General features: G+C 53.0%; 20 protein-coding genes. 5 read left to right on the top strand and 15 right to left on the bottom strand.

Annotation, left to right across the window (positions count from 1 at the left end; translation table 11 throughout):
• Positions 1 to 18 precede the first annotated feature (18 nt).
• A complete protein-coding gene (locus tag SAQUA_RS09760) occupies positions 19 to 936 on the bottom strand; it encodes a DMT family transporter (protein ID WP_380673014.1) in 918 nt (305 codons plus the stop codon).
• Between the two features lie 67 nt (positions 937 to 1,003).
• Between SAQUA_RS09760 and SAQUA_RS09755 the strand changes: the two genes are divergently transcribed.
• Complete coding sequence (locus SAQUA_RS09755; protein WP_380673012.1) at positions 1,004 to 1,579, top strand: helix-turn-helix domain-containing protein; 576 nt, start codon at positions 1,004 to 1,006, stop codon at positions 1,577 to 1,579.
• Between the two features lie 290 nt (positions 1,580 to 1,869).
• Complete coding sequence (locus tag SAQUA_RS09750; RefSeq protein ID WP_380673628.1) at positions 1,870 to 2,181, top strand: hypothetical protein; 312 nt, start codon at positions 1,870 to 1,872, stop codon at positions 2,179 to 2,181.
• Between the two features lie 45 nt (positions 2,182 to 2,226).
• On the opposite strand, the gene SAQUA_RS09745 is transcribed toward SAQUA_RS09750, so the two are convergent.
• Positions 2,227 to 2,460 (bottom strand): hypothetical protein, encoded by a 234-nt coding sequence (locus SAQUA_RS09745; RefSeq protein WP_380673010.1) that lies wholly within the window; start codon positions 2,458 to 2,460, stop codon positions 2,227 to 2,229.
• 596 nt (positions 2,461 to 3,056) lie between these two features.
• On the opposite strand from SAQUA_RS09745, the gene SAQUA_RS09740 reads away from it, so the two are divergent.
• From SAQUA_RS09740 to SAQUA_RS09730, 3 genes are read left to right on the top strand one after another with little or no spacing between them, the layout of a single operon-like run.
• Entirely contained in the window at positions 3,057 to 3,467 is a 411-nt protein-coding gene (locus SAQUA_RS09740) for a GNAT family N-acetyltransferase (RefSeq protein ID WP_380673009.1), read from the top strand.
• 17 nt (positions 3,468 to 3,484) lie between these two features.
• Positions 3,485 to 4,174: a helix-turn-helix transcriptional regulator gene (locus SAQUA_RS09735; RefSeq protein ID WP_380673008.1), complete on the top strand. Its 690-nt coding sequence runs from the start codon at positions 3,485 to 3,487 to the stop codon at positions 4,172 to 4,174.
• 12 nt (positions 4,175 to 4,186) lie between these two features.
• Complete coding sequence (locus tag SAQUA_RS09730; RefSeq protein ID WP_380673006.1) at positions 4,187 to 5,479, top strand: cytosine permease; 1,293 nt, start codon at positions 4,187 to 4,189, stop codon at positions 5,477 to 5,479.
• A gap of 130 nt (positions 5,480 to 5,609) precedes the next feature.
• Here the strand turns inward: SAQUA_RS09730 and SAQUA_RS09725 are convergent, their stop codons facing one another.
• The 13 genes from SAQUA_RS09725 to hybO all read right to left on the bottom strand — a co-directional run bounded on the left by SAQUA_RS09725 (position 5,610) and on the right by hybO (position 18,364).
• Positions 5,610 to 6,200, bottom strand: a complete 591-nt coding sequence (locus SAQUA_RS09725) for a HupE/UreJ family protein (protein ID WP_380673004.1) — start codon at positions 6,198 to 6,200, stop codon at positions 5,610 to 5,612.
• A gap of 127 nt (positions 6,201 to 6,327) precedes the next feature.
• Positions 6,328 to 8,643, bottom strand: coding sequence for a carbamoyltransferase HypF (gene hypF / locus SAQUA_RS09720; RefSeq protein ID WP_380673002.1), 2,316 nt, complete (start codon positions 8,641 to 8,643; stop codon positions 6,328 to 6,330).
• Between the two features lie 55 nt (positions 8,644 to 8,698).
• Positions 8,699 to 9,667, bottom strand: a complete 969-nt coding sequence (hypE, locus tag SAQUA_RS09715) for a hydrogenase expression/formation protein HypE (protein ID WP_404413203.1) — start codon at positions 9,665 to 9,667, stop codon at positions 8,699 to 8,701.
• 59 nt (positions 9,668 to 9,726) lie between these two features.
• Positions 9,727 to 10,842: a hydrogenase formation protein HypD gene (hypD, locus tag SAQUA_RS09710; protein ID WP_380672998.1), complete on the bottom strand. Its 1,116-nt coding sequence runs from the start codon at positions 10,840 to 10,842 to the stop codon at positions 9,727 to 9,729.
• Positions 10,826 to 11,104 carry a hydrogenase maturation factor HybG gene (hybG, locus tag SAQUA_RS09705; RefSeq protein ID WP_380672996.1) on the bottom strand — a complete coding sequence of 93 codons (279 nt, stop codon included), beginning with the start codon at positions 11,102 to 11,104 and terminating at the stop codon, positions 10,826 to 10,828. Before hybG ends, hypD begins: the two co-directional genes overlap by 17 nt.
• The gene (gene hypB, locus SAQUA_RS09700) at positions 11,104 to 12,024 is read right to left on the bottom strand and encodes a hydrogenase nickel incorporation protein HypB (protein WP_380672994.1); all 921 of its coding nucleotides are present in this window, start codon (positions 12,022 to 12,024) and stop codon (positions 11,104 to 11,106) included. Before hypB ends, hybG begins: the two co-directional genes overlap by 1 nt.
• Positions 12,025 to 12,043: 19 nt before the next feature.
• The gene (hypA, locus tag SAQUA_RS09695; protein WP_380672992.1) at positions 12,044 to 12,385 is read right to left on the bottom strand and encodes a hydrogenase maturation nickel metallochaperone HypA; all 342 of its coding nucleotides are present in this window, start codon (positions 12,383 to 12,385) and stop codon (positions 12,044 to 12,046) included.
• A gap of 4 nt (positions 12,386 to 12,389) precedes the next feature.
• The gene (hybE, locus tag SAQUA_RS09690; RefSeq protein WP_380672990.1) at positions 12,390 to 12,872 is read right to left on the bottom strand and encodes a hydrogenase-2 assembly chaperone; all 483 of its coding nucleotides are present in this window, start codon (positions 12,870 to 12,872) and stop codon (positions 12,390 to 12,392) included.
• On the bottom strand, positions 12,856 to 13,356 hold the full coding sequence (locus SAQUA_RS09685; RefSeq protein WP_380672988.1) for a HyaD/HybD family hydrogenase maturation endopeptidase: 501 nt from the start codon (positions 13,354 to 13,356) through the stop codon (positions 12,856 to 12,858). The genes hybE and SAQUA_RS09685 overlap by 17 nt, the downstream gene beginning before the upstream one ends.
• Positions 13,356 to 15,050, bottom strand: a complete 1,695-nt coding sequence (gene hybC, locus SAQUA_RS09680) for a hydrogenase 2 large subunit (RefSeq protein ID WP_380672986.1) — start codon at positions 15,048 to 15,050, stop codon at positions 13,356 to 13,358. The genes SAQUA_RS09685 and hybC overlap by 1 nt, the downstream gene beginning before the upstream one ends.
• Positions 15,028 to 16,227, bottom strand: coding sequence for a Ni/Fe-hydrogenase cytochrome b subunit (hybB, locus tag SAQUA_RS09675; protein ID WP_380672984.1), 1,200 nt, complete (start codon positions 16,225 to 16,227; stop codon positions 15,028 to 15,030). Before hybB ends, hybC begins: the two co-directional genes overlap by 23 nt.
• Positions 16,214 to 17,227: a hydrogenase 2 operon protein HybA gene (gene hybA / locus SAQUA_RS09670; RefSeq protein ID WP_380672982.1), complete on the bottom strand. Its 1,014-nt coding sequence runs from the start codon at positions 17,225 to 17,227 to the stop codon at positions 16,214 to 16,216. Before hybA ends, hybB begins: the two co-directional genes overlap by 14 nt.
• Positions 17,228 to 17,230: 3 nt before the next feature.
• Complete coding sequence (gene hybO, locus SAQUA_RS09665) at positions 17,231 to 18,364, bottom strand: hydrogenase 2 small subunit (RefSeq protein ID WP_380672980.1); 1,134 nt, start codon at positions 18,362 to 18,364, stop codon at positions 17,231 to 17,233.
• Positions 18,365 to 18,841 lie beyond the last annotated feature (477 nt).

Genomic DNA, 18,841 nt, shown 5'->3' with positions numbered 1-18,841 from the left:
TCAAGCTATTGCCCTACTCTACTCTGCCACGGCTTCCGGTTTGGGCTGGCGCCGGATACGTAATTCGCTTACCACCACCCCGAGCACAATCAACCCAGCACCGAGCAGTGCCAGACCCGGTAGACGTTCACCGGCAATACGCCCAACAATCCCTGCCCATACCGGTTCACCCGCATAAATGACCGTTGCGCGTGTCGGTGAAACACTGCGCTGCGCCCAGTTCATAGCCAGTTGAATCAACGCGCTGGCAATTCCCAGCCCTACCGCGCTGTAAAGCAGATAGTTGGAAAATGCGGGTATCGACTCCCCAGTCGGTGCCATCATCAGAAATGACAGCAGTGACGCCGTTGCCAACTGGACAATGGTCACTCTCCGAACGTTTACCTTGCCAGCAAAAGCGCCGATCAAGATCACTTCCGCAGCAATGGCGAATGCGCCGACAAGCGTCAGGATATCCCCCATGCTGAACGCAACCGAGGTACTGTTCGGCCCAGCCAGCAGCAGCAGCCCGACAAAAGCCAGCAGTATGCCGATCCAGGACATTATCCCCGGCAACCGGCCAAGCACCAGCCACTGCAATAGCGGAACAATGGGAACATACATGGCGGTGATAAACGCCGACTGGCTACTGGTGATAGTTTGCAGCCCAACCGTTTGCAGGCCATAGCCAAACATAATCGAGGTACCAATAAATACCCCTGCTTTAACTTCATACCACGTCATGCCCTGCAATGAACGCCAGGAAAAAAGCACCAGCGCCAGCGTCGCCGTTGCGAAACGCAAACCAACAAAAAAGAATGGCCCGCTGACCAGCATAGCCTGATGCACCGCCAAAAAGGTTCCCCCCCAAAGCATGGTAATCAGAATAAGCACGGCCTCCTGCGGTTTAATTTTCAGGATCACCGATGAAATAACGTTTTTTTTGATTGTCGACACTGACTTGCCCTACCTGCTAAGTGCAATATAATGCACAGTTGCTGATAGTATGAGGCAAAGTCTAAAGATGAGCAATATAGTGCACAACACCAAAGAGGATCACCCGCGTGTGCTGCAGAACCTCAGCAGCAATGTACGCGGTTTCCGCCAACTGGCAGGCCTGAGCCAGATGGCGCTGGCAGAAAAGGCGGGCGTTAGTCGCCGCATGTTGGCGGGTATCGAGGCTGGTGACCGTAATGTGAGTCTAGCCATATTGGATAAGCTTGCTGCCGGGTTGAATGTTTCTTTCACGGATTTGATTCAGGCACCAGAAGCCCATGGCGAGCCACTGGTGCATGAGTTAGCGTGGCAAGGTACCCAAGCAGGAAGCCAGGCACTGTTCGTTGCCAGTGTCCCCGCACGCCAACGGATAGAACTGTGGGAATGGGTGCTGATGCCAGGTGAGCAGTATGACTCGCAGCCTGATGCAGAGGGCTGGCACGAGATACTTTACGTGACCGAAGGACGTTTGACGCTGCTTTTGGAGCAACAGACGCTTACGTTGAACCAGGGCGAGACGCACGTTTTTAACAGCAATCAACATTATGCCTATGCTAACCGCACCGAGCTGGCGTTGCGTTTTATTCGCAATGTTACTTTTTGACTTTTTGTGTTTACACAGCGGCCTGCTCTGGAGCTTCCCTGAACCACCAAACAGGGGGCAACATCGCTGATAAATCAATCATTCAGGCTTAACAATTATCATCCAGAAGCAACACCTTGTTTGCTATAGCGCAGCGAGGTTAAAATGCCGTTCAACCTACCACTTACAGCCACAACATCACGGTCGATTCAAGTTATGTGCTGCCTGCAAACAAAGCCAGGCGTGCTTTTTTGCGTATTGCAAAGGGAAATAAGTCAGTGTCTAAAGATTTTGATGAACTAATAAGAGACATGGATCTTATTATTGAAAATGTAGACAGTTTCAAGGCTATGGCCCCACGTGCGTCAAAACCAGTTGTGGAGCCGCAGGCAGCCCATTACTACGACTCATTTTGCGAAAATATCGCACTGAAAGTCGTTTTAAAGGTCTTGCTTTCGTCGGTGGATAAAATCGTTAAAGTGCAGATAGCCAACAAGGTGGAACAGGAAATCGCCCAGATCGAACAGCAAGTTATTCGCGCTGGCGGCGGCCCGGTGGCTCCAGACGATCTAGCGCAGATGACGCATTACGTTCGTCGCACAGTTAAAGACCTGCTCGACTGACCCTCACTATTTGGCTATTAGGCGACATCAAGAGAGCAATAGGGCTTAAGAGGAAGAAGAGTCTTCGGTTGGCAAGCCCTTCTTTTGGGCTTTACCGACTCTGACGGCTTTAGCCGGATCCCCTGCAACAAACTCCAACGTTGGCGAGTAGTAAAATGGTAGCCAAGTCTCAAAATTACTCTCCCACTCCCATTTTACTGGGCATGGCCAAAGGATATCTTCATGCAGGATGTAATAGATCCACCGCCCATGTGGACGGCGCTGCTTGCGTGTTTTCATAGAGCCATCAATAACTTTCTCACTCGCCACATAGCTGACCGAACATTCTAACAGTTATCTTACTCCAGTGTAGACACTTGAGGCGAGGAGCACCCTATGCTTGCAACGCAGAGAAGTCAGACCGTCTGTCGATTGCAGTGTGGTAGCGGTCTCAGCTTGGGACATTTGGGGGGTGTAAACTTGAGGAACAGCAACTAACGTTTACTGGTTAATACCAGTAAGGTAACGATTGAAGTATTCTAGCAAAGAAGTGAAACATCATTCTTACAAATACTATGAACTCGATTTTGACGATAACTCCTAAAATGTCGGGTTAATCAAAATTTGACGAACCATTTTAGTAGTGGCAAGTCCATTTGCTCTGTAAAATGAACTTGGATTTTAAAAAATGTTTCCCTGGTGAAGCACAATTGGTCTAGTCAAAATGATTATTGCGATGACACTTATCCGTTCTTTGGTTACCAAAATAGACGCTCTCAATAGTGATAGGAACAGGTGAAAGTCACCCTTGTAATAATATCTAAAAAGTGTTATGAGAATTTCAAAATACTCCATGTTATACAAAAAACCATTAGCACAGTAAGGGATCATCTTCTATGAAAATTAACTTAACGGATACGCCTGCTCCGCAAGATGAAGAGTTTGTGATTGACAGTCTTTGGGCCCATAACCACAAGTATGATGCCGTGGATATCCATCCTTTATTTCTGACGATAACTGATGACAGTAATAAAATTGTTGCGGGATTAGTGGCTAGAACATGGTGGGGTGGATTGGAAGTACAATACTTATGGGTCAGTGATTATTATCGCAAAAAAGGCTATGGTAGAGAACTCATGCTTAGAGCTGAGCAAGAGGCATTAGAAAGGGGATGCCATATGGCCTACGTTGATACTTTTAGTTTTCAGGCTCAAGGATTCTACGAAAAACTAGGGTATAGACCATATGGGAATTTAGATGGGTATGCACATAAACATACTCGTATCTACTTAGCAAAAAAAATCTGATATTACTGAGGGGCTCAATGGATTCATTCTGGAGCAAAAATGAATTATATTTAAAAGGTCTGATAACAATGATGGAGCATTTAAGTGAGCCTTGGGGCATAAAAGATTTAGCATCACGTCATATCTATATGAACAAGGCAGCGTATCTTTACACAAACACCCCTTTCAGTTTTGATATTAAAGGAAAACTTGATGATGAGTTTCCAACCGACTGGGTGGAATTTTCTTCTTATTTTCAACAACATGACCGTAAAACAGAAGGAACGCGTGATCGAGTTGCAGTTATTGAAACACATTATTGGTATGGGAAAGACTTCTTAACCCCATTCGTTAGTGAAAAACTCCCTATTTATAATGAAGAAGAAGAGCTTGTTGGAACGATGTGGAACGCTCGTCAATTGGATACGTTATCACCTATTAAGTACATAAATCAACAGAAGCCAAGCGTATTAACCACCGAGACCAACTCTGAAACATTCACACAATCTGAGCTTGATATAATATTCTTCATGTTGCAAAGGTATACAATCAAGGAAATTGCGAGATTATATAATGTAAGCCGAAAAACCATAGAAAATCGAATCTACATTATTTACCAGAAAGCTGATGTGCATACACTCCAACAATTTGAAGAGTATTGCAAACTAATAGGTTTAGATAATTACATTCCAGTCCGCCTGATAGAAAAAGGCATCCAATTTATCTAAAGAGTGATTATTGTGATAAAAATTGAAGATTACCCTTTAAGCAGGGTACCACAAGACAAAAGAGTGTCCTTTCTGAGCGTAGCCATCGTACATATGGGGATGTTAACGGCTCTAGACCAGTTTATGCTTGGTGCGGTGCTTGGCAACTCAATGACACTATCGGAAGCCTTCATAGCGATCACCATTGGTAGCCTGATCTTTGGTATTGTGACATTTGGGCTTGGTTTGGCTGGCATGAGGGAAGGTATTTCCGGCAGCCTACTGGCTCGATGGTGCGGATTTGGACGAATGGGTTCCGTGCTGATCGGCATTGTTGTTGCTGTCAGTTTATTGGGGTGGTTTGGTATTCAGAATGCTATCTTTGCCAAATCACTCAACTTTGCTCTCGGCGATCGCCTGGGCTTCGCTTTATCAGCATCATTGTCTGGCCTATTTCTGACTGTACTCGTTGCTTTCGGGTTTAAGGCATTACGTATCACGGCTCGTATTGCAGTGCCACTATTTATACTACTGGTGTTCTTCATTTCTTATCATGTGCTCTCCGGGCAAAAACTGCATGACTCCTTTTTATTGGCACCAAAAGGTGAAGCCCTGACCATCAGCGTCGGTATTACTATCGTGGTCGGCGGAGCCATCGTCGCCAGCCTGATGACCCCGGACCTGACACGTTACTCCAAAAACAAGCGCCATGTATTTGGTATTACGCTGCTGACCATCCTTGCTGGTGAGTTCGTAGTGAACGGCCTGGCTATTTTCATTGCCAAGACGATTGGTACTGCAGATGTAGTGACGATTATGGCGCAGAGTGCGGGCGGTATTGGGCTACTGGTGGTGGTATTTTCCACCTTGCGTGTCAACGACCTTAACCTTTATTCATCATCATTAGGAATGGTGAATGCGATAGAGGGTATAACCGGTAAAAAACTCAAATACACCTCCACCACAATCATTATCGGTCTATTAGGAACGTTGTTTTCCGTTTTAGGCATATTAGACCGGTTTGTAGATTTCCTGACCGTGCTCGGCGTCGTTTTCCCGCCGATTATTGGTGTCATGTTAGTTGATTACTACATACTGCGTACACATCGAGACGCTCTAGACGCTAGCCGTTCTCGAGGGGAACTGCCACAAAAAACGCCGCTAATTGGTTGGACAGCGATTATAGCGAGCATCATCGGCAGCACTATCGGGCTAATGACTGAATGGGGAGTACCAACAATTAACTCACTGATCGCGGCAAGTCTGACATATTGGTTGTTCAACCTATTACTCAGACGTTCTCCTCGTCTGCAAACGACTGAGTAGCAAATACCGGATAGCGTTTGCCATCAAAGAGCAATTCTGACTGCACCTTGCTGTACATTTTGCCAGCTATGCAAACCGATTTGGCATTGCTGGCACCATTGCCAGCAATGCCATTATTTGGCTGTGTCTGTCAAATAACACCGCTGAGTAAGCCGATCCCCAGCAGGGATGAACCGCAACCAATCAATCGTGTCCACCAGATCGGCGTACGGGATGAAGCCAACAGATATCCGATCCCCAGTCCCACCAGGTGAAGCCCGGCGGTTGCAATAACCATACCGGAGAGTGCCACTGCTGAATGAGAGAGCTCAGCGCCGTGGGCCAAACCGTGGAAAATGGCGAAGGCACCAATCACCAAACCGCCGATTAGCGCTGATAGATTAAGCCGCAAAGCGACCATCGCACCTATAGCCAACAGCGAAGCCGCAACCAGATATTCGGTAGCAGCAACGGTAACACCGGTCATACTGACCAGCGCTCCTAACAGCAACAGGCTGGTAAACACCAGCGGAGCCAACCACCACTGCCGCGTATTCATAGCGCTCCAAATCCCCACCAGGATCATGGCGACCAGATGATCCATTCCGGTAAACGGGTGAGTAAAACCTTCAGTAAAACCTAATACGTGATGAGTACCGCCATCGTGGCCCACATGGGCAAATGCCAGCATCGGGAATAGCGCCAGAATGGATACTGCGACTGCTTTGATATAGATACGCATAGTTATCACCAATATAGTTTTGCCCTTGCAACCTAAGGTTGGCCGGGCTGACAAAGTTATTAAAAGAGTATTGACGCGTTGAAACAGTGATTTTTATAAATTGCCCTCATGAAAACCCAACAAACGTTTATCCCCTACGGGCCGCGGCAATCAGTGCCTGCCCCAGTGCCAAACCGCCATCACCGGCAGGCAGACTTGACGGCAGCAAAACCTGAAAACCGGCCAGTTCCTGTTGTAACAGTTGCCTTAGTAGCGCGTTGTGTAACACCCCACCAGACAGTGCGATGGTACTGATACCGTATTGCTGTGCCGCACGGCGGGCGAGCAAAGCAAATCCACGGGCCAGCGCAAAATGGAAAGCATAAGCACGTTGTGCAGCCGGGGCCTGATAGCCGAGCCACTGTTGCCAAAAGATTTTTAAATCCAGCATGTTGCCGCGTAGTGGCATACAAACCGGCGGCAAATGAGGCGGGCTTTGTTGTGCCAATGCCCCCAAGCGACAGGCAGCCTCCCCCTCCCAGGAAATCTGTTGCGGGACGATTTGCAGGGCTGCGGCCACCGCATCAAACAGTCGCCCAGCGGAAGATGCCAGCGGCGCGTTGATCTGCCGTTGTATCGCCCGCGCCAGCGTAGCGCTTTCCGGCTGAGGAATAGCCGCAGCTTCGGGAAGCTGCAACCAATCAGGAACAAAGCGTAACAACTGTGCCAACAAGTTGCGCCATGGCTGCTGTGCAGCAAGATCGCCCCCCGGCAGAGCCACCGCAGGCAATCCGCCAAGATGTTCACAATGCAGATAATCCACCAGCAGGCATTCGCCGCCCCACAGTTGCCCAGCGGGGCCATACCCCAGCCCGTCCAGCGCCAGCCCGATCACCTTGCCACCCTGTCGCGGCCAACCATGTTCCGCCAGGCAGGAAACCAGATGTGCATGATGATGGAGTATTTCCACACAGGGAATGCCGCGCTCGCGGGCCAGCACTTTCCCCTGTTGATGACTGAAATACCCTGGGTGGGCATCGACGGCGATAGCCTGCGGTGTCACTCCATAGATCTCACTGTACAAAGCATGAAGTTGCTGCTGTTGTTGTCGGGTAGCTTCATCACCCAGTGACCCCAAATGTTGGCCGATCACCGCCTGGTTGCCCCAAAGCAGGCAGAAGGTATTCTTGCTGTCCGCACCTAGCGCCAGAATAGCGGGTTGGCTAGCGAAACCCGCTGGCAACTCCATGGCGTCGGGCACATAGCCGCGCGCGCGACGCAGCATCTCTGTTCCCTGCGGGCTAAGCCGCAGCAAAGAGTCATCGGCGCGCTGAATAATCTCGCGGTCGTGCAGCAACCAAACATCGGCGATACCGGCAAGCTCCTCCAGCGCCTGCTGGTTGGACAAGGCTGGCGGTTTTCCGCAAGGGTTGCCGGAGGTCATGACCAATGGGCGCGCCACCTGTTCGAGCAACAGATGCTGCAACGGATTAGCCGGTAACATCACCCCCACCTCACCCAGCCCCGGCGCAATCCCGCTGCATAACGGGCTTTCGGGATGCGCGGGAACCAAAACTATCGGTGCAGGCGGGCTACGCAGCAATTCTAGTAGTCTGGCGGGCTCGGCAAGCTGAATACAGGCCATCAACCATTCGGCATCTGGCATCATCACTGCCAAAGGCTTGCTTGGGCGACGTTTACGCAACCGCAAATGCTGTACCGCTGCCTGATTAGTGGCATCGCAGGCTAAATGGAAACCACCGATCCCTTTCACCGCCACGATCTGCCCGGCTTTCAACGCCTGTACGGCCAGCTGTAGGGCCTGTTCAGCACGGGCCTGCAACTGGCCGTCAACATCGCTCAGCCAAAGCTGCGGACCACAGTTCGGGCAAGCATTAGGCTGAGCATGAAAACGGCGGTCTGCCGGATCCTGATATTCTGCTTGGCATTGCGGGCATAGCGGAAAAGGTTGCATCGAGGTATTCGGGCGATCGTAAGGCATACGCCGGATGATGCTAAAACGCGGGCCACAGTGGGTACAGTTGATAAATGGGTACCCATAACGCCGATTCTGCGGCGAAAAGAGTTCATCCAGGCAAGCATCACAGGTGGCTGCGTCTGCGACAACCTGGGTATCTGGCTTTCCAGCCCCACTGTGATTAATGATGAAATCTAACGGCTCCTGCAACCAGTCGAAAGGGTATGAAGTTACGCTGTCGACCCGCGCCAGAGGTGGACATTCAAGCGGTAACTCCCGCAAGAAATCCGCAACGCTGGCCGAATACCACAGTAAGATGCTGACACCGGCGCTATCATTACTGACCTCACCGCGCAGCCCAAAACGCTGAGCAAGCAGCCAGACGTAGGGGCGAAAACCGACGCCCTGCACTTTTCCCTTCACCCGCAGGTAGAGGCCACTGCCACCGGGCTTGGCCGTTTGTTCCTGGGATTCTGAACGGGTCATTTCGCCGATTACTCCTTTGGGTCTGGCGTTATCCACGGTTGTTTCAACTTTGCCACTAACAGATACGCGGTAAAGGTTCGTCCAACGGCAGATCCAACCGGCGGGAAACGCCGAACAACCCGGTGAGGCTCACCTGTTGTTGTGCTGTGGTCTGGCCGATGACGGCGGCATCCCGGCCCAGCGGATGTTGGCGCAAGGCTGATAGCACCTGCGCCTCGGCTTCAGGGGCAACCACCAGTACCAGTTTGCCTTCGTTGGCGAAATTGAGCGCATCCAAACCCAATAGCTCGCAGATGCCTCTTACGGCAGGCTTCAGCGGTAATGCCGCCTCAGTGATGGCCATACCGCAACCGCTGGCCGCAGCAAACTCGTGCAGTACTGCGGTCACCCCGCCACGGGTTGCGTCACGCAAGGCGCGGACCCCGGCAATCGGCAATAACTGCGCAATCAATGGTGCCAACAGGGCGCAATCGCTGCTCAGTTCGCTCTCCAACCCAAGTCCTTCGCGCAGATTAAGAATGGTTGCACCATGGTCTCCCAGGGTTCCGTTGACGATAATACGGTCCCCCTGACGGATATTTTCCGTTCCCCAATGGATACTGGCCGGGATCACCCCGAAACCGGTAGTATTGATAAAAATTTTGTCTGCCGCACCACGGGGAACCACTTTAGTATCGCCGGTAACAATCTGCATCCCGGCCTGCTGTGCCGTGTTGGCCATCGACTGGACAATGCGTTCCAGCGTGGTAAACGGCAAACCTTCTTCAAGGATCAAACCGCAACTCAGATAGCGCGGCTGCGCGCCACTGACCGCCACGTCGTTAGCGGTGCCACAAACTGCCAATTTACCGATATCGCCACCGGGAAAAAAAATAGGGTCGATCACATAGCTATCTGTCGACACGGCAAGCCTATCGCCTGCGGTGGCGAGTTCACTCAGCGCAATACGTGCCTGATCCTCACGCGCATTCAGCGCCGGATTGGCAAAGGCGGTTAGGAACAGTTCTTCAATCAGTGCTTGCATGGCGCGCCCGCCGCTGCCGTGCGCCAGTGTAATTTCCCGAACTCGGTTCTCAATGCGCATTATGCCGTCTCCCTGCGGTACTGATAGTAAGCCGAACAGGCCCCTTCTGATGAAACCATCAGGGCGCCAAAAGCGTTTTGCGGTGTACATTGCTGGCCAAACAGTGGGCAGGCATCCGGCTTGCAACGCCCGGTCAACACCTCGCCACAGCGCGCACGCGGATCGTCCGCCACACGTTGTACCTGCGGCTTAAAACGTAATTCGGCATCAAAATCCGCATACTCCGCGGTAAGCTGCACGCCTGAATGGGCTATCTCCCCTAGCCCGCGCCATTCGCTACTCTCCTTCAGACAAAACACCTCAGCCAGCGCCCGCTGAGCCAAGAGGTTGCCCTGTTCAGGAACAATGCGTCGGTATTGGTTTTCAACCGCGCTGCGGCCTTCCCGTAACTGTTCCAGCAACATCGCCAGCCCTTGCAGAATATCCAGTGGCTCAAACCCGGTCACCACCAGCGGTTTATGGAAATCGGTGGCGATAAATTGGTAAGGCGCATTGCCGATTATCATGCTGACGTGGCCCGGAGCCAGAAAACCATCGATACGCACATCGGGCAGCTGTAACAGGCTGCGCAAGGTAGGGATCAGCGTAATATGCTGGCAAAATAGGCTGAAATTACGCAGTTGGCGCAGCCTGGCCTGTTGCAGCGTCAGGGCGCTGGCGGGCATGGTGGTTTCAAAGCCCAGGCCAAAAAACACCACTTCACGCTCCGGGTGATCGGCTGCCAGTTGCAGCGCATCCAAGGGGGAATACACTACCCGGATATCGGCCCCCTGGCGGCGGGCATCGAGCATAGAGCCATTGCGGCCTCGAACGCGCATCGCATCGCCATAGGTACAGAAAATCACCTCTGGGTGGGCAGCGATCTCCAGGCAGCTATCAATGCGCCCCATCGGTAACACACAGACCGGGCAGCCTGGCCCGTGGACAAACTCCAGGTTGTCCGGCAGCAAGCGGTCAAGCCCGAACCGAAAGATCGCATGAGTATGACCGCCGCACACCTCCATAATTTGCAGCGGTAAACGTTGCGCCTGTGGCAGCGATAACATCGTTTGTGCAATGCGCTGTAATAGCGCTCGGCACAATAGCGGATCGCGAAACTCATCGACGTAACGCATCGGCATCCTCCTGTTGAGGAGAAAGCCCAACGGCACGCATATGTTGCAACGCGTCCAGCGTTGCCAGTGCTTCCTGTTCATCCAGCAGGCTCATGGCGAACCCCACATGTACCAATACCCACTGGCCGATGAGCGCCTGCGGCGAACCTTCGCAAACCAGCGCAATGTTAATTCTGACTGAGACACCGCAGACATCGGCCCAAGCCAATTGATGGATATCTTCCCCTACTGCAGTCACTTTGCCGGGTACACCGAGGCACATTATTGTTCCTCCAGCCAGTTCAGCCAGGCATCCATTCCTTCACCGCTAGTGGCGGAAAGCGTAATTACCTGGATGGTCGGATTAACCTGGCGGGCAAAGGTGATGCAGCTTTCAACGCAGAAATCCACATAGGGCAGCAGGTCGATCTTGTTGATGATCATCAGCGTCGATGCGGCAAACATATGGGGATACTTCAGCGGTTTGTCTTCCCCTTCAGTAACGGAGAGCACCGCAATTTTGTGCCGTTCGCCCAGATCGAAACTGGCCGGGCACACCAGATTACCCACATTCTCGATAAACAGCAGGCTGTTGTTCTGCAATTCCAGACGATGCGCGGCATCGTGGACCATCTGCGCATCAAGATGGCAGCCTTTGCCGGTGTTTACCTGGATCGCTGGCACCCCGGTGGCACGAATGCGCTCCGCATCATGGCTGGTTTGCTGATCGCCTTCGATCACCGCGCAGGGCACCTTGTCCGCCAGTTGTTGTAACGTGGCGGTCAGCAAGGTGGTTTTACCGGATCCTGGGCTGGAGACCAGGTTCAGCACCAAGATATTCTGCGCGGTAAAATGCTCACGGTTGTGCTCCGCCAAATGGTTATTGCTGCTCAATACGTCCTGCTCAATCTGCAACAGACGGCGTTGCCCCATTCCCGGCGCATGGCTCCCGGCGATCCCCTGGCCATAATGCAAATCCCGCGAGTGCCGAACCTCAGGCGTAAACGGCACTGTCTCCGCCGCTCCGGCGTAATGATGGTGAACATCTCCCTGATGATAATAATGGTGATGATGGATCACCGCCGCTTGGGGTTCCCGATGTTGATGTGCGTCATGGTGGTGATCTTGATGATGATCGTGATGGTGCTGCGCATCCCCTTCAAGAGTGGTTTCTCCGCTGGCGCAACCGCAAGTCGTACACATAGCCATCTACTCCTTAAAATTATTCTACTTCCAGCTGTTTTAGCCGCAGGCTATCACCGCTCTCGACACGCAGCGTATGGCCACCACACTCGGGGCAGCCCGCATCATGCTTTTCGATAAATACGCTGACGCTACAATCCCAGCACCACGCGCGAGCCGGTTGATAACTCAACAACAGTTGGCAACCCTCGGCCACCGTATTGCGGCTGGCACTGGCGAAACTGAAACGTAAAGCATGTTCTTCAATACAGGAAAGTGCCCCGATCTCGAGCCACACTGCGGTCACCCGCCGGGCACCATGCTGACGCACCTGCTGCTCAATCAACTCCAGAGTACTCAGGCACAGGCTGATTTCATGCATCGGCTCAGTTCCCCGGCGACAAACGAAACAGTGCCCTGCGCCCAGGGTTACTGGGCGCACTGCTGTCCACCACGGGCAACGAAAGTGCCATCCGGGCGGTATGCTCCGCCAACGCCAGCGCCTGTTCTGCACTCAGGTGGTTATCCAGCGGCGACATCAGTGAAGAGGCCAAATATTGGCCGCAGCCATTGATCTCGCCAACGGTAAAGCGTACGTTGCCACAAGGCAGGATCAGCGCCAGTTTTTCCCCTACCGCTCGCCGCTGCCAGATTTGTTCCGGGCCAGGCAACACCAGTAGGCTGAGCATCCATGGCGTGAGCAGGCTGCCAATCCATTGGTGTTCGAATAGTTGAAACCCACAGGCCCGTACCGGGATCTGCGGCTGGAAAAATGGCAATCCCTGCATATCACTCGCAGCGATGGCCTGAAAGGCGGCTTCTAGTTGCGTGGCGGGGTTAAGCTGAAAACCGTTAATCACATTCTGCATCGGCAACCTCTCTTGGCACGGCTTCCACGCCGCTATACCGCAGCGCTGCCACAACCTGTGCCAAAGCAGGCTCAATTGCCTGGCTGACCACCGCAGTCAGGCCGATACCGGGTTCCAGCGACTCAGGAACCACCCCCACCAGCGTTAGCCGACGGGGGAACTCCTCGGTCAGCCGCAATGCCATCAGTACATCGGAGAGCCCTAGTTGGTGCGGAGAAACCTTGCGGGTAAATAACGCCGGTATCTCTTCATCATGCAGCACCGCAACGCTGCCCGGTGCACTGCCGGTCAAGATCGCGTCCGCTACGATCAGATGATCGCGGTCTGCCATTACCTCCATCAGTTCCATCCCTGACGTGCCACCATCCAGCACCTCGACGTGCGCAGGTAGCACATAGCGCCGTTCGAGGGCTTCGATGATGCGGATCCCGACCGCTTCATCCCCCAGTAACAGATTGCCGATACCTAACACCAGAATACGCATTACAACACCTTAACTCGGGTGACTTCATTTCCCGTGGTATCGACGATATGCACGGCACAGGACATACAGGGGTCGAATGAGTGGATGGTACGCACCACCTCCAGCGGTTTGGCGGGGTCGGCTACCGGAGTACCCACCAACGAACGCTCATAAGGGCCTGGTTCATCGTTAAAGTTACGCGGCCCGGCATTCCAGGTAGAGGGCACCACCGCCTGATAGTTGGCAATCTTGCCGTCCTTGATCACCACCCAGTGTGACAATGCACCGCGTGGCGCTTCAATAAAGCCCACTCCACGGATCTCGCCGCTTGACGGAATATTGGGGGGGATAAAGGTTTCATGGTCGCCGTTGCCGATATTGGTCACCAGCGCCTGCCACTGCTGACCTAACGTTTCATGCAGCACGCAGGTATGCACGGTACGCCCGACAATCCGGCCCAGCGTAGAAGGCAGTTGCTCCGCACTCAACGGGTTGCCGGTCAGGGTTTGATAAGTGCTGTTGACGCGGGCAAAGTACTTCTCGGTCGGCTGATGCCCGGCCTGCAGGCTACACATCAACCAGGCCAGCGGCCCCATTTCTACCGCTTTACCGTAGAAAGTCGGTGCCTTGACCCAAGAATACTTGCCGTCTTCCTGCCAGCCGGTGTAATGCGGACGGGTCAACCCTTCCCACGGGGCCAGTGGTTGATCGTCCTGATACCAGGCATGCTTGCCGCTTTCCTGAATGCCCTTGAGCAGATACTCATCGCGCTGGTTGGCTATTGAGCGGAACTTGCCGTTTTCCAGGTAGCCCCCCGGCAGCAGAAAATGGTCCCCCTTGCGATCGGTGGGCAGTTCCGGCACGCACAAATAACAGTCGGCCCCCTTACCAATGGTTAACCAGCCAGGATAGTGGGCGGCAATAACTGCGCTATCCACCAGGTACACCTGTTCGATAAAGTCACCGAGACGATCGATAAAGGTTTTCAGATACATCAGGCGTTCAAGATTCAGTACGCTCGGCGCATCCAGATTGATCGGGTTTGCCACGCCCCCCACCGCCAGATTCTGGATGTGCGGCGTTTTCCCTCCCAGTATCGCCACTACCCGGTTGGCATCACGTTGGCACTCCAGTGCCTGCAAATAGTGGGCAACCGCGATCAGATTGACCTCTGGCGGCAGCGCCATCGCCGGATGCCCCCAATAGCCGTTGGCAAAGATGCCAAGTTGGCCGCTGGCCACCAGATCCTTGATTTTCTGCTGTACGCGGCTGAACTCTGCCGCACTGTTCAACGGCCAGTTTGACAGGCCATTCAACAACGCTGCGGCTTTCTGCGGATCGGCCTGTAAGGCAGAGGTGACATCAACCCAATCCAACGCCGAGAGTTGGTAAAAGTGCACAATATGGTCGTGAATACTGTGGGCTGCCGCGATGATATTGCGGATGTACTGGGCATTGACCGGCACTTCCATCCCCAGCGCATTCTCCACCGCCCGCACAGACGCCAGCGCATGGATGGTGGTACACACGCCGCAAATCCGCTGGACAATCATCCATGCGTCGCGGGGATCGTTACCCTTGACGATCTCTTCCATACCGCGCCACATGGTGCCGGAAGACCAGGCTTTAACCACCTTGCCGTCTTCAATCTCGCAGTCAATGCGCAGGTGCCCCTCAATACGGGTGACGGGATCAATGGTGATGCGTTGGCTCATGCTCTACCTCTAACTGGTTGTTTTGTTTCTTGTGTTGCTGCGCAGGGAGCACCGGTAACAGCCGGATCAGCAAGATGTACGCGCACACTTCTATTGCCACAAAGCCGATGGAGATCAGCAGTTCGCTAGCAGTTGGGAAATAGCCGTACCCGTTGCCTGGGTCATAGGCCAATAATGAATAGTTCAGCCGCCAAAACGACGCGCCGCAAACCATGCTAAGCGCCCCGAGAAACAGCAGCCGCGAGTCCTGGCGGTTGCGCTTCCAGCGGAAAAGCAGCAGCGGTAATAGCATCAGCAGGATTTCAATCCAGAACGAAATGGCAAAACGATCCAGATGCCACAGGTAGGCCGTTTTATTGCGCACGATCAGTTCCCCAAAGCGCAGCACAATAAACAGCAGCAGGAACACATCAATGATGTAGGTCATGCGGCTAAACAGCGGCGTCTCTTCTGCTCCTTTGCCTCTTAGCCCCGCTTGCACCAGCGAACCTTCAAAAATCACAATCGAAAAGCCCAGAATGGCGGCGGTCAGCAATGAATACAGCGGCAGCATTTCGTAGCTTTGCCATAACGGGTGGATTTTGATGCCCGCAGCAATCATCAACGACCCCATTGATGACTGGTGCATTGCTGGCAGTAAGGCACCGAAAGCAATCACCAGGAACATCACCTTGTTCAACCACTTGAGCGAGACCTTCCAGCCCAGGCGCTCAAATAGCGCCGGGGCAAACTCCAGAGCCACAATTCCGATGTAGATAGTCATACAGACCGCCGTCTCAAACAGTACCGACGACGTATTGAAATGGCCGGGAATATAGAAGTAAGGCAGATTCCAGTAGCGCCCTACGTCGATGGAGATGGACAATCCACCTAACGCGTAGCCAAACAGGCTGGCTAACAGCGCGGGCCGCACCAACGGGTGGTATTCACCACGGTTGAACACATACACCGCCCAGGCCAGCGCCCAGCCGCCGCATGCCAGGCCGGTTCCCACCAGCAGATCGAAAGCGATCCAAATCCCCCAAGGATAGCCCCCGTTCAGATCGGAGACCGCACCGAGCCCCAGAACCAGCCGCTTCATGATCAACAACAGGCACAACACTACAAACGGCGCCAGCAGCATCACTGGCCAACTCACCAGCCGCCCGCCAAGGGGTTGGGGTTTATGCGTCGTCATGTTTATCTTCCTTTTTGTCCTGACGCTCGTGACGAGTATTACGCTGCACCAAGAAGGTGATCCCCACCAACGCAGCAAACGGCAACACCATGCCTTTATACAGCGAGTGCTGCACGTGCTCTGAGCGCGCACCGGTAGACAGGTTTTCCAACGGTGGCAACCCCAGATTTTCAAAAGGCACGCCGGTCAGTACCAAAACCTGAGTACCTCCCCCTTCCAGTTCGCCATACAGGTGTTGCTGGTAATGTGGCAGCGGATGTTCATAACGGTCATTGCCTTGCAGAGTCTGGCGTGGGAAGCGGTAGTTTTCGCCAGGTTTTCCTGCCAGCCGCTGTTTGGCCTCTGCCATCAGTTGCTCGCGGGTGCCAAAGATCACCGCACCAGTCGGACAAACCTCTACACAGCCTGGCAGGCCCCCCTGATCCAGCAGTTCAACGCCCTTCTGATTGCAGAGTTCACACTTATGAATTTTGCCGAACGGGTTGTCGTAGTCGTACTTCGGTACGTTGAACGGGCAGCCGACCATGCAGTAGCGGCAACCGGTACAAACATCCGGGTTGTAGTGAACAATGCCGGTTTTCGGATCTTTATGTAGTGCCTGTACCGGGCAGACGGAAACGCAGTTGGGATCCACGCAATGCATGCACTGCTTCTTGATATAGGCATAGCCATTTTCCAGTTGGTCTTTATGCTTGCCGTCCCCACTGGTCCACACCTGAATAATGTTGTTGGTATAAGGGCTGAGCTTATCGTTGTTAGACCACGTGGCTTCAGTACCCGCATAGTTATAGGTCTCACCATGCGGTTCGTTGTCGGTATGGTTGATGCGCTGGCACTGGCTGACGCAGGCCTGACAACCCACACACAGCGTCGAGTCATACAGCATACCCAGCGAGTTCGGGATTGGTGCCCGGTTCTCTGCCCCGGCCTGCGCAGGCGGTGTGACGCCTGCCAACATCACGCTACCGGATGCCAGTTTTAAAAAATGACGTCTGTTCACGGCTTACTCCTTGCGCGGCGGCTGTTCGTCATCTTTGCGATGCGATTTCTGTTGCCGCCCCAGCTCTCTCACAGCCATCAGGCTGACTCCGCCGACCAGACCCACCACCCCACCCAGTAGACCCATTGCTGTCGGGCTGGTATGTCCCCCTTCCTGATTACGCACTTCTGGCTTGGCATAGCGTGGGGTTGGGTTTTCAACGTTGGCCAGTTGAGCAATTCCCTTGGTGAAACCGATACCCTGTTCATTACAGCCATAGCATGGGTGGCCGATCCCTACCGGCCAGATCCCCCCGCCCACGTCACAGAACTCCAGCGTTGAGCAGTTACCGTAGGTTTCCGGCCCTTTGCATCCCAGGTGGTAGAGACACCATCCTTGCCGGTGCCCTTCATCGCCGAACTGTTTAGCAAAACGGCCTGCATCAAAATGCGGACGGCGTTCGCAGTTCTCGTGGATCAGGCGAGCATAGGCAAATTCAGGGCGGTTTTTCGCATCCAGAGCGGGGGGGCGCTGGTAGGTAATGATGTGAGCGACCGTCGCCAGAAAGTTATGTGGATTGGGTGGACAGCCGGGGATATTGATCACGGTCTTTCCAGGCAGGATCTCTTCCAGGCTGACCGCGCCGGTCGGGTTAACACCGCTTGCAGGAACGCCGCCCCAGGCAGCACAGGAGCCGATAGCGATCACCGCAGCGGCATGCTCCGCCGCCTCACGGATATGCTCGACGATCGGCTTGCCCGCCACCATGCAATAAATACCGCCGTCCTTGATTGGGATCGAACCGTCCACAACCAGGACATACTTCCCTTTGTACTGTTCGATAGCACGGTGTTTGTTCTCTTCAGCCTGATCACCAAAGGCGGCAGAAAGGACTTCGTGATACTCCATTGAGACAACGTTGAGCAAGAGGTTCTCAATTGTCGGATGGGTTGCGCGCAATAATGACTCCGTACAGCCGGTACACTCCTGAGCACCGATCCAGATGACCGGTGGCCGCTGTGGAGAACCTACGGAATCGGCAATTTCAGCGGCTGCCTGGCTATTTAGCCCCATAGTGGCAGCCAGAGCCGCACAAAGTTTCATAAAGTCGCGGCGATTCACACCATCACGGAAAAATGTTGGATTTTCCCTTATCATTATTATTAATCCCCTGTAGATAACCGATACCCGTCCCGTAGACATTTGTGCGGGCGGTTAATTTATTGTTATTTTCAGGTAGCGATAGGTTGATCTTTATCAACTTTTGTTAAGGTAATAATCAATATTTCATTAACATGAGAAAAATCGCTTCAGCAAAAAATATTTCTCTTGCATAATTTTATGGCATTAAGTAATTACGCAAATAAAAACCATTAGTGACCCGCCCATCAATCGGATAGGAATATTTTCAAAAGTGGTAATGGTTTCATTAATGATAATTAACTATTCATTTATGAAATAAAATCAGTTTACTAATAAATACCCACAAATAGGTATTATTTTAAAATAAAGACTAGACCCAAAATAATTCGAGTTGCTTGTAGGCGGCAACTGAGCGAATCCCTAGGAGCTTACTCAGGTAAGTGACTGGGGTGAACGACAAATCTGCTTGGCAGATTTGAACGCTGCTTGCAG

This window comes from Serratia aquatilis (assembly GCF_044865145.1).
Lineage (GTDB): Bacteria > Pseudomonadota > Gammaproteobacteria > Enterobacterales > Enterobacteriaceae > Chania > Chania aquatilis.
This window is presented reverse-complemented; position numbering and strand designations above follow the sequence as displayed.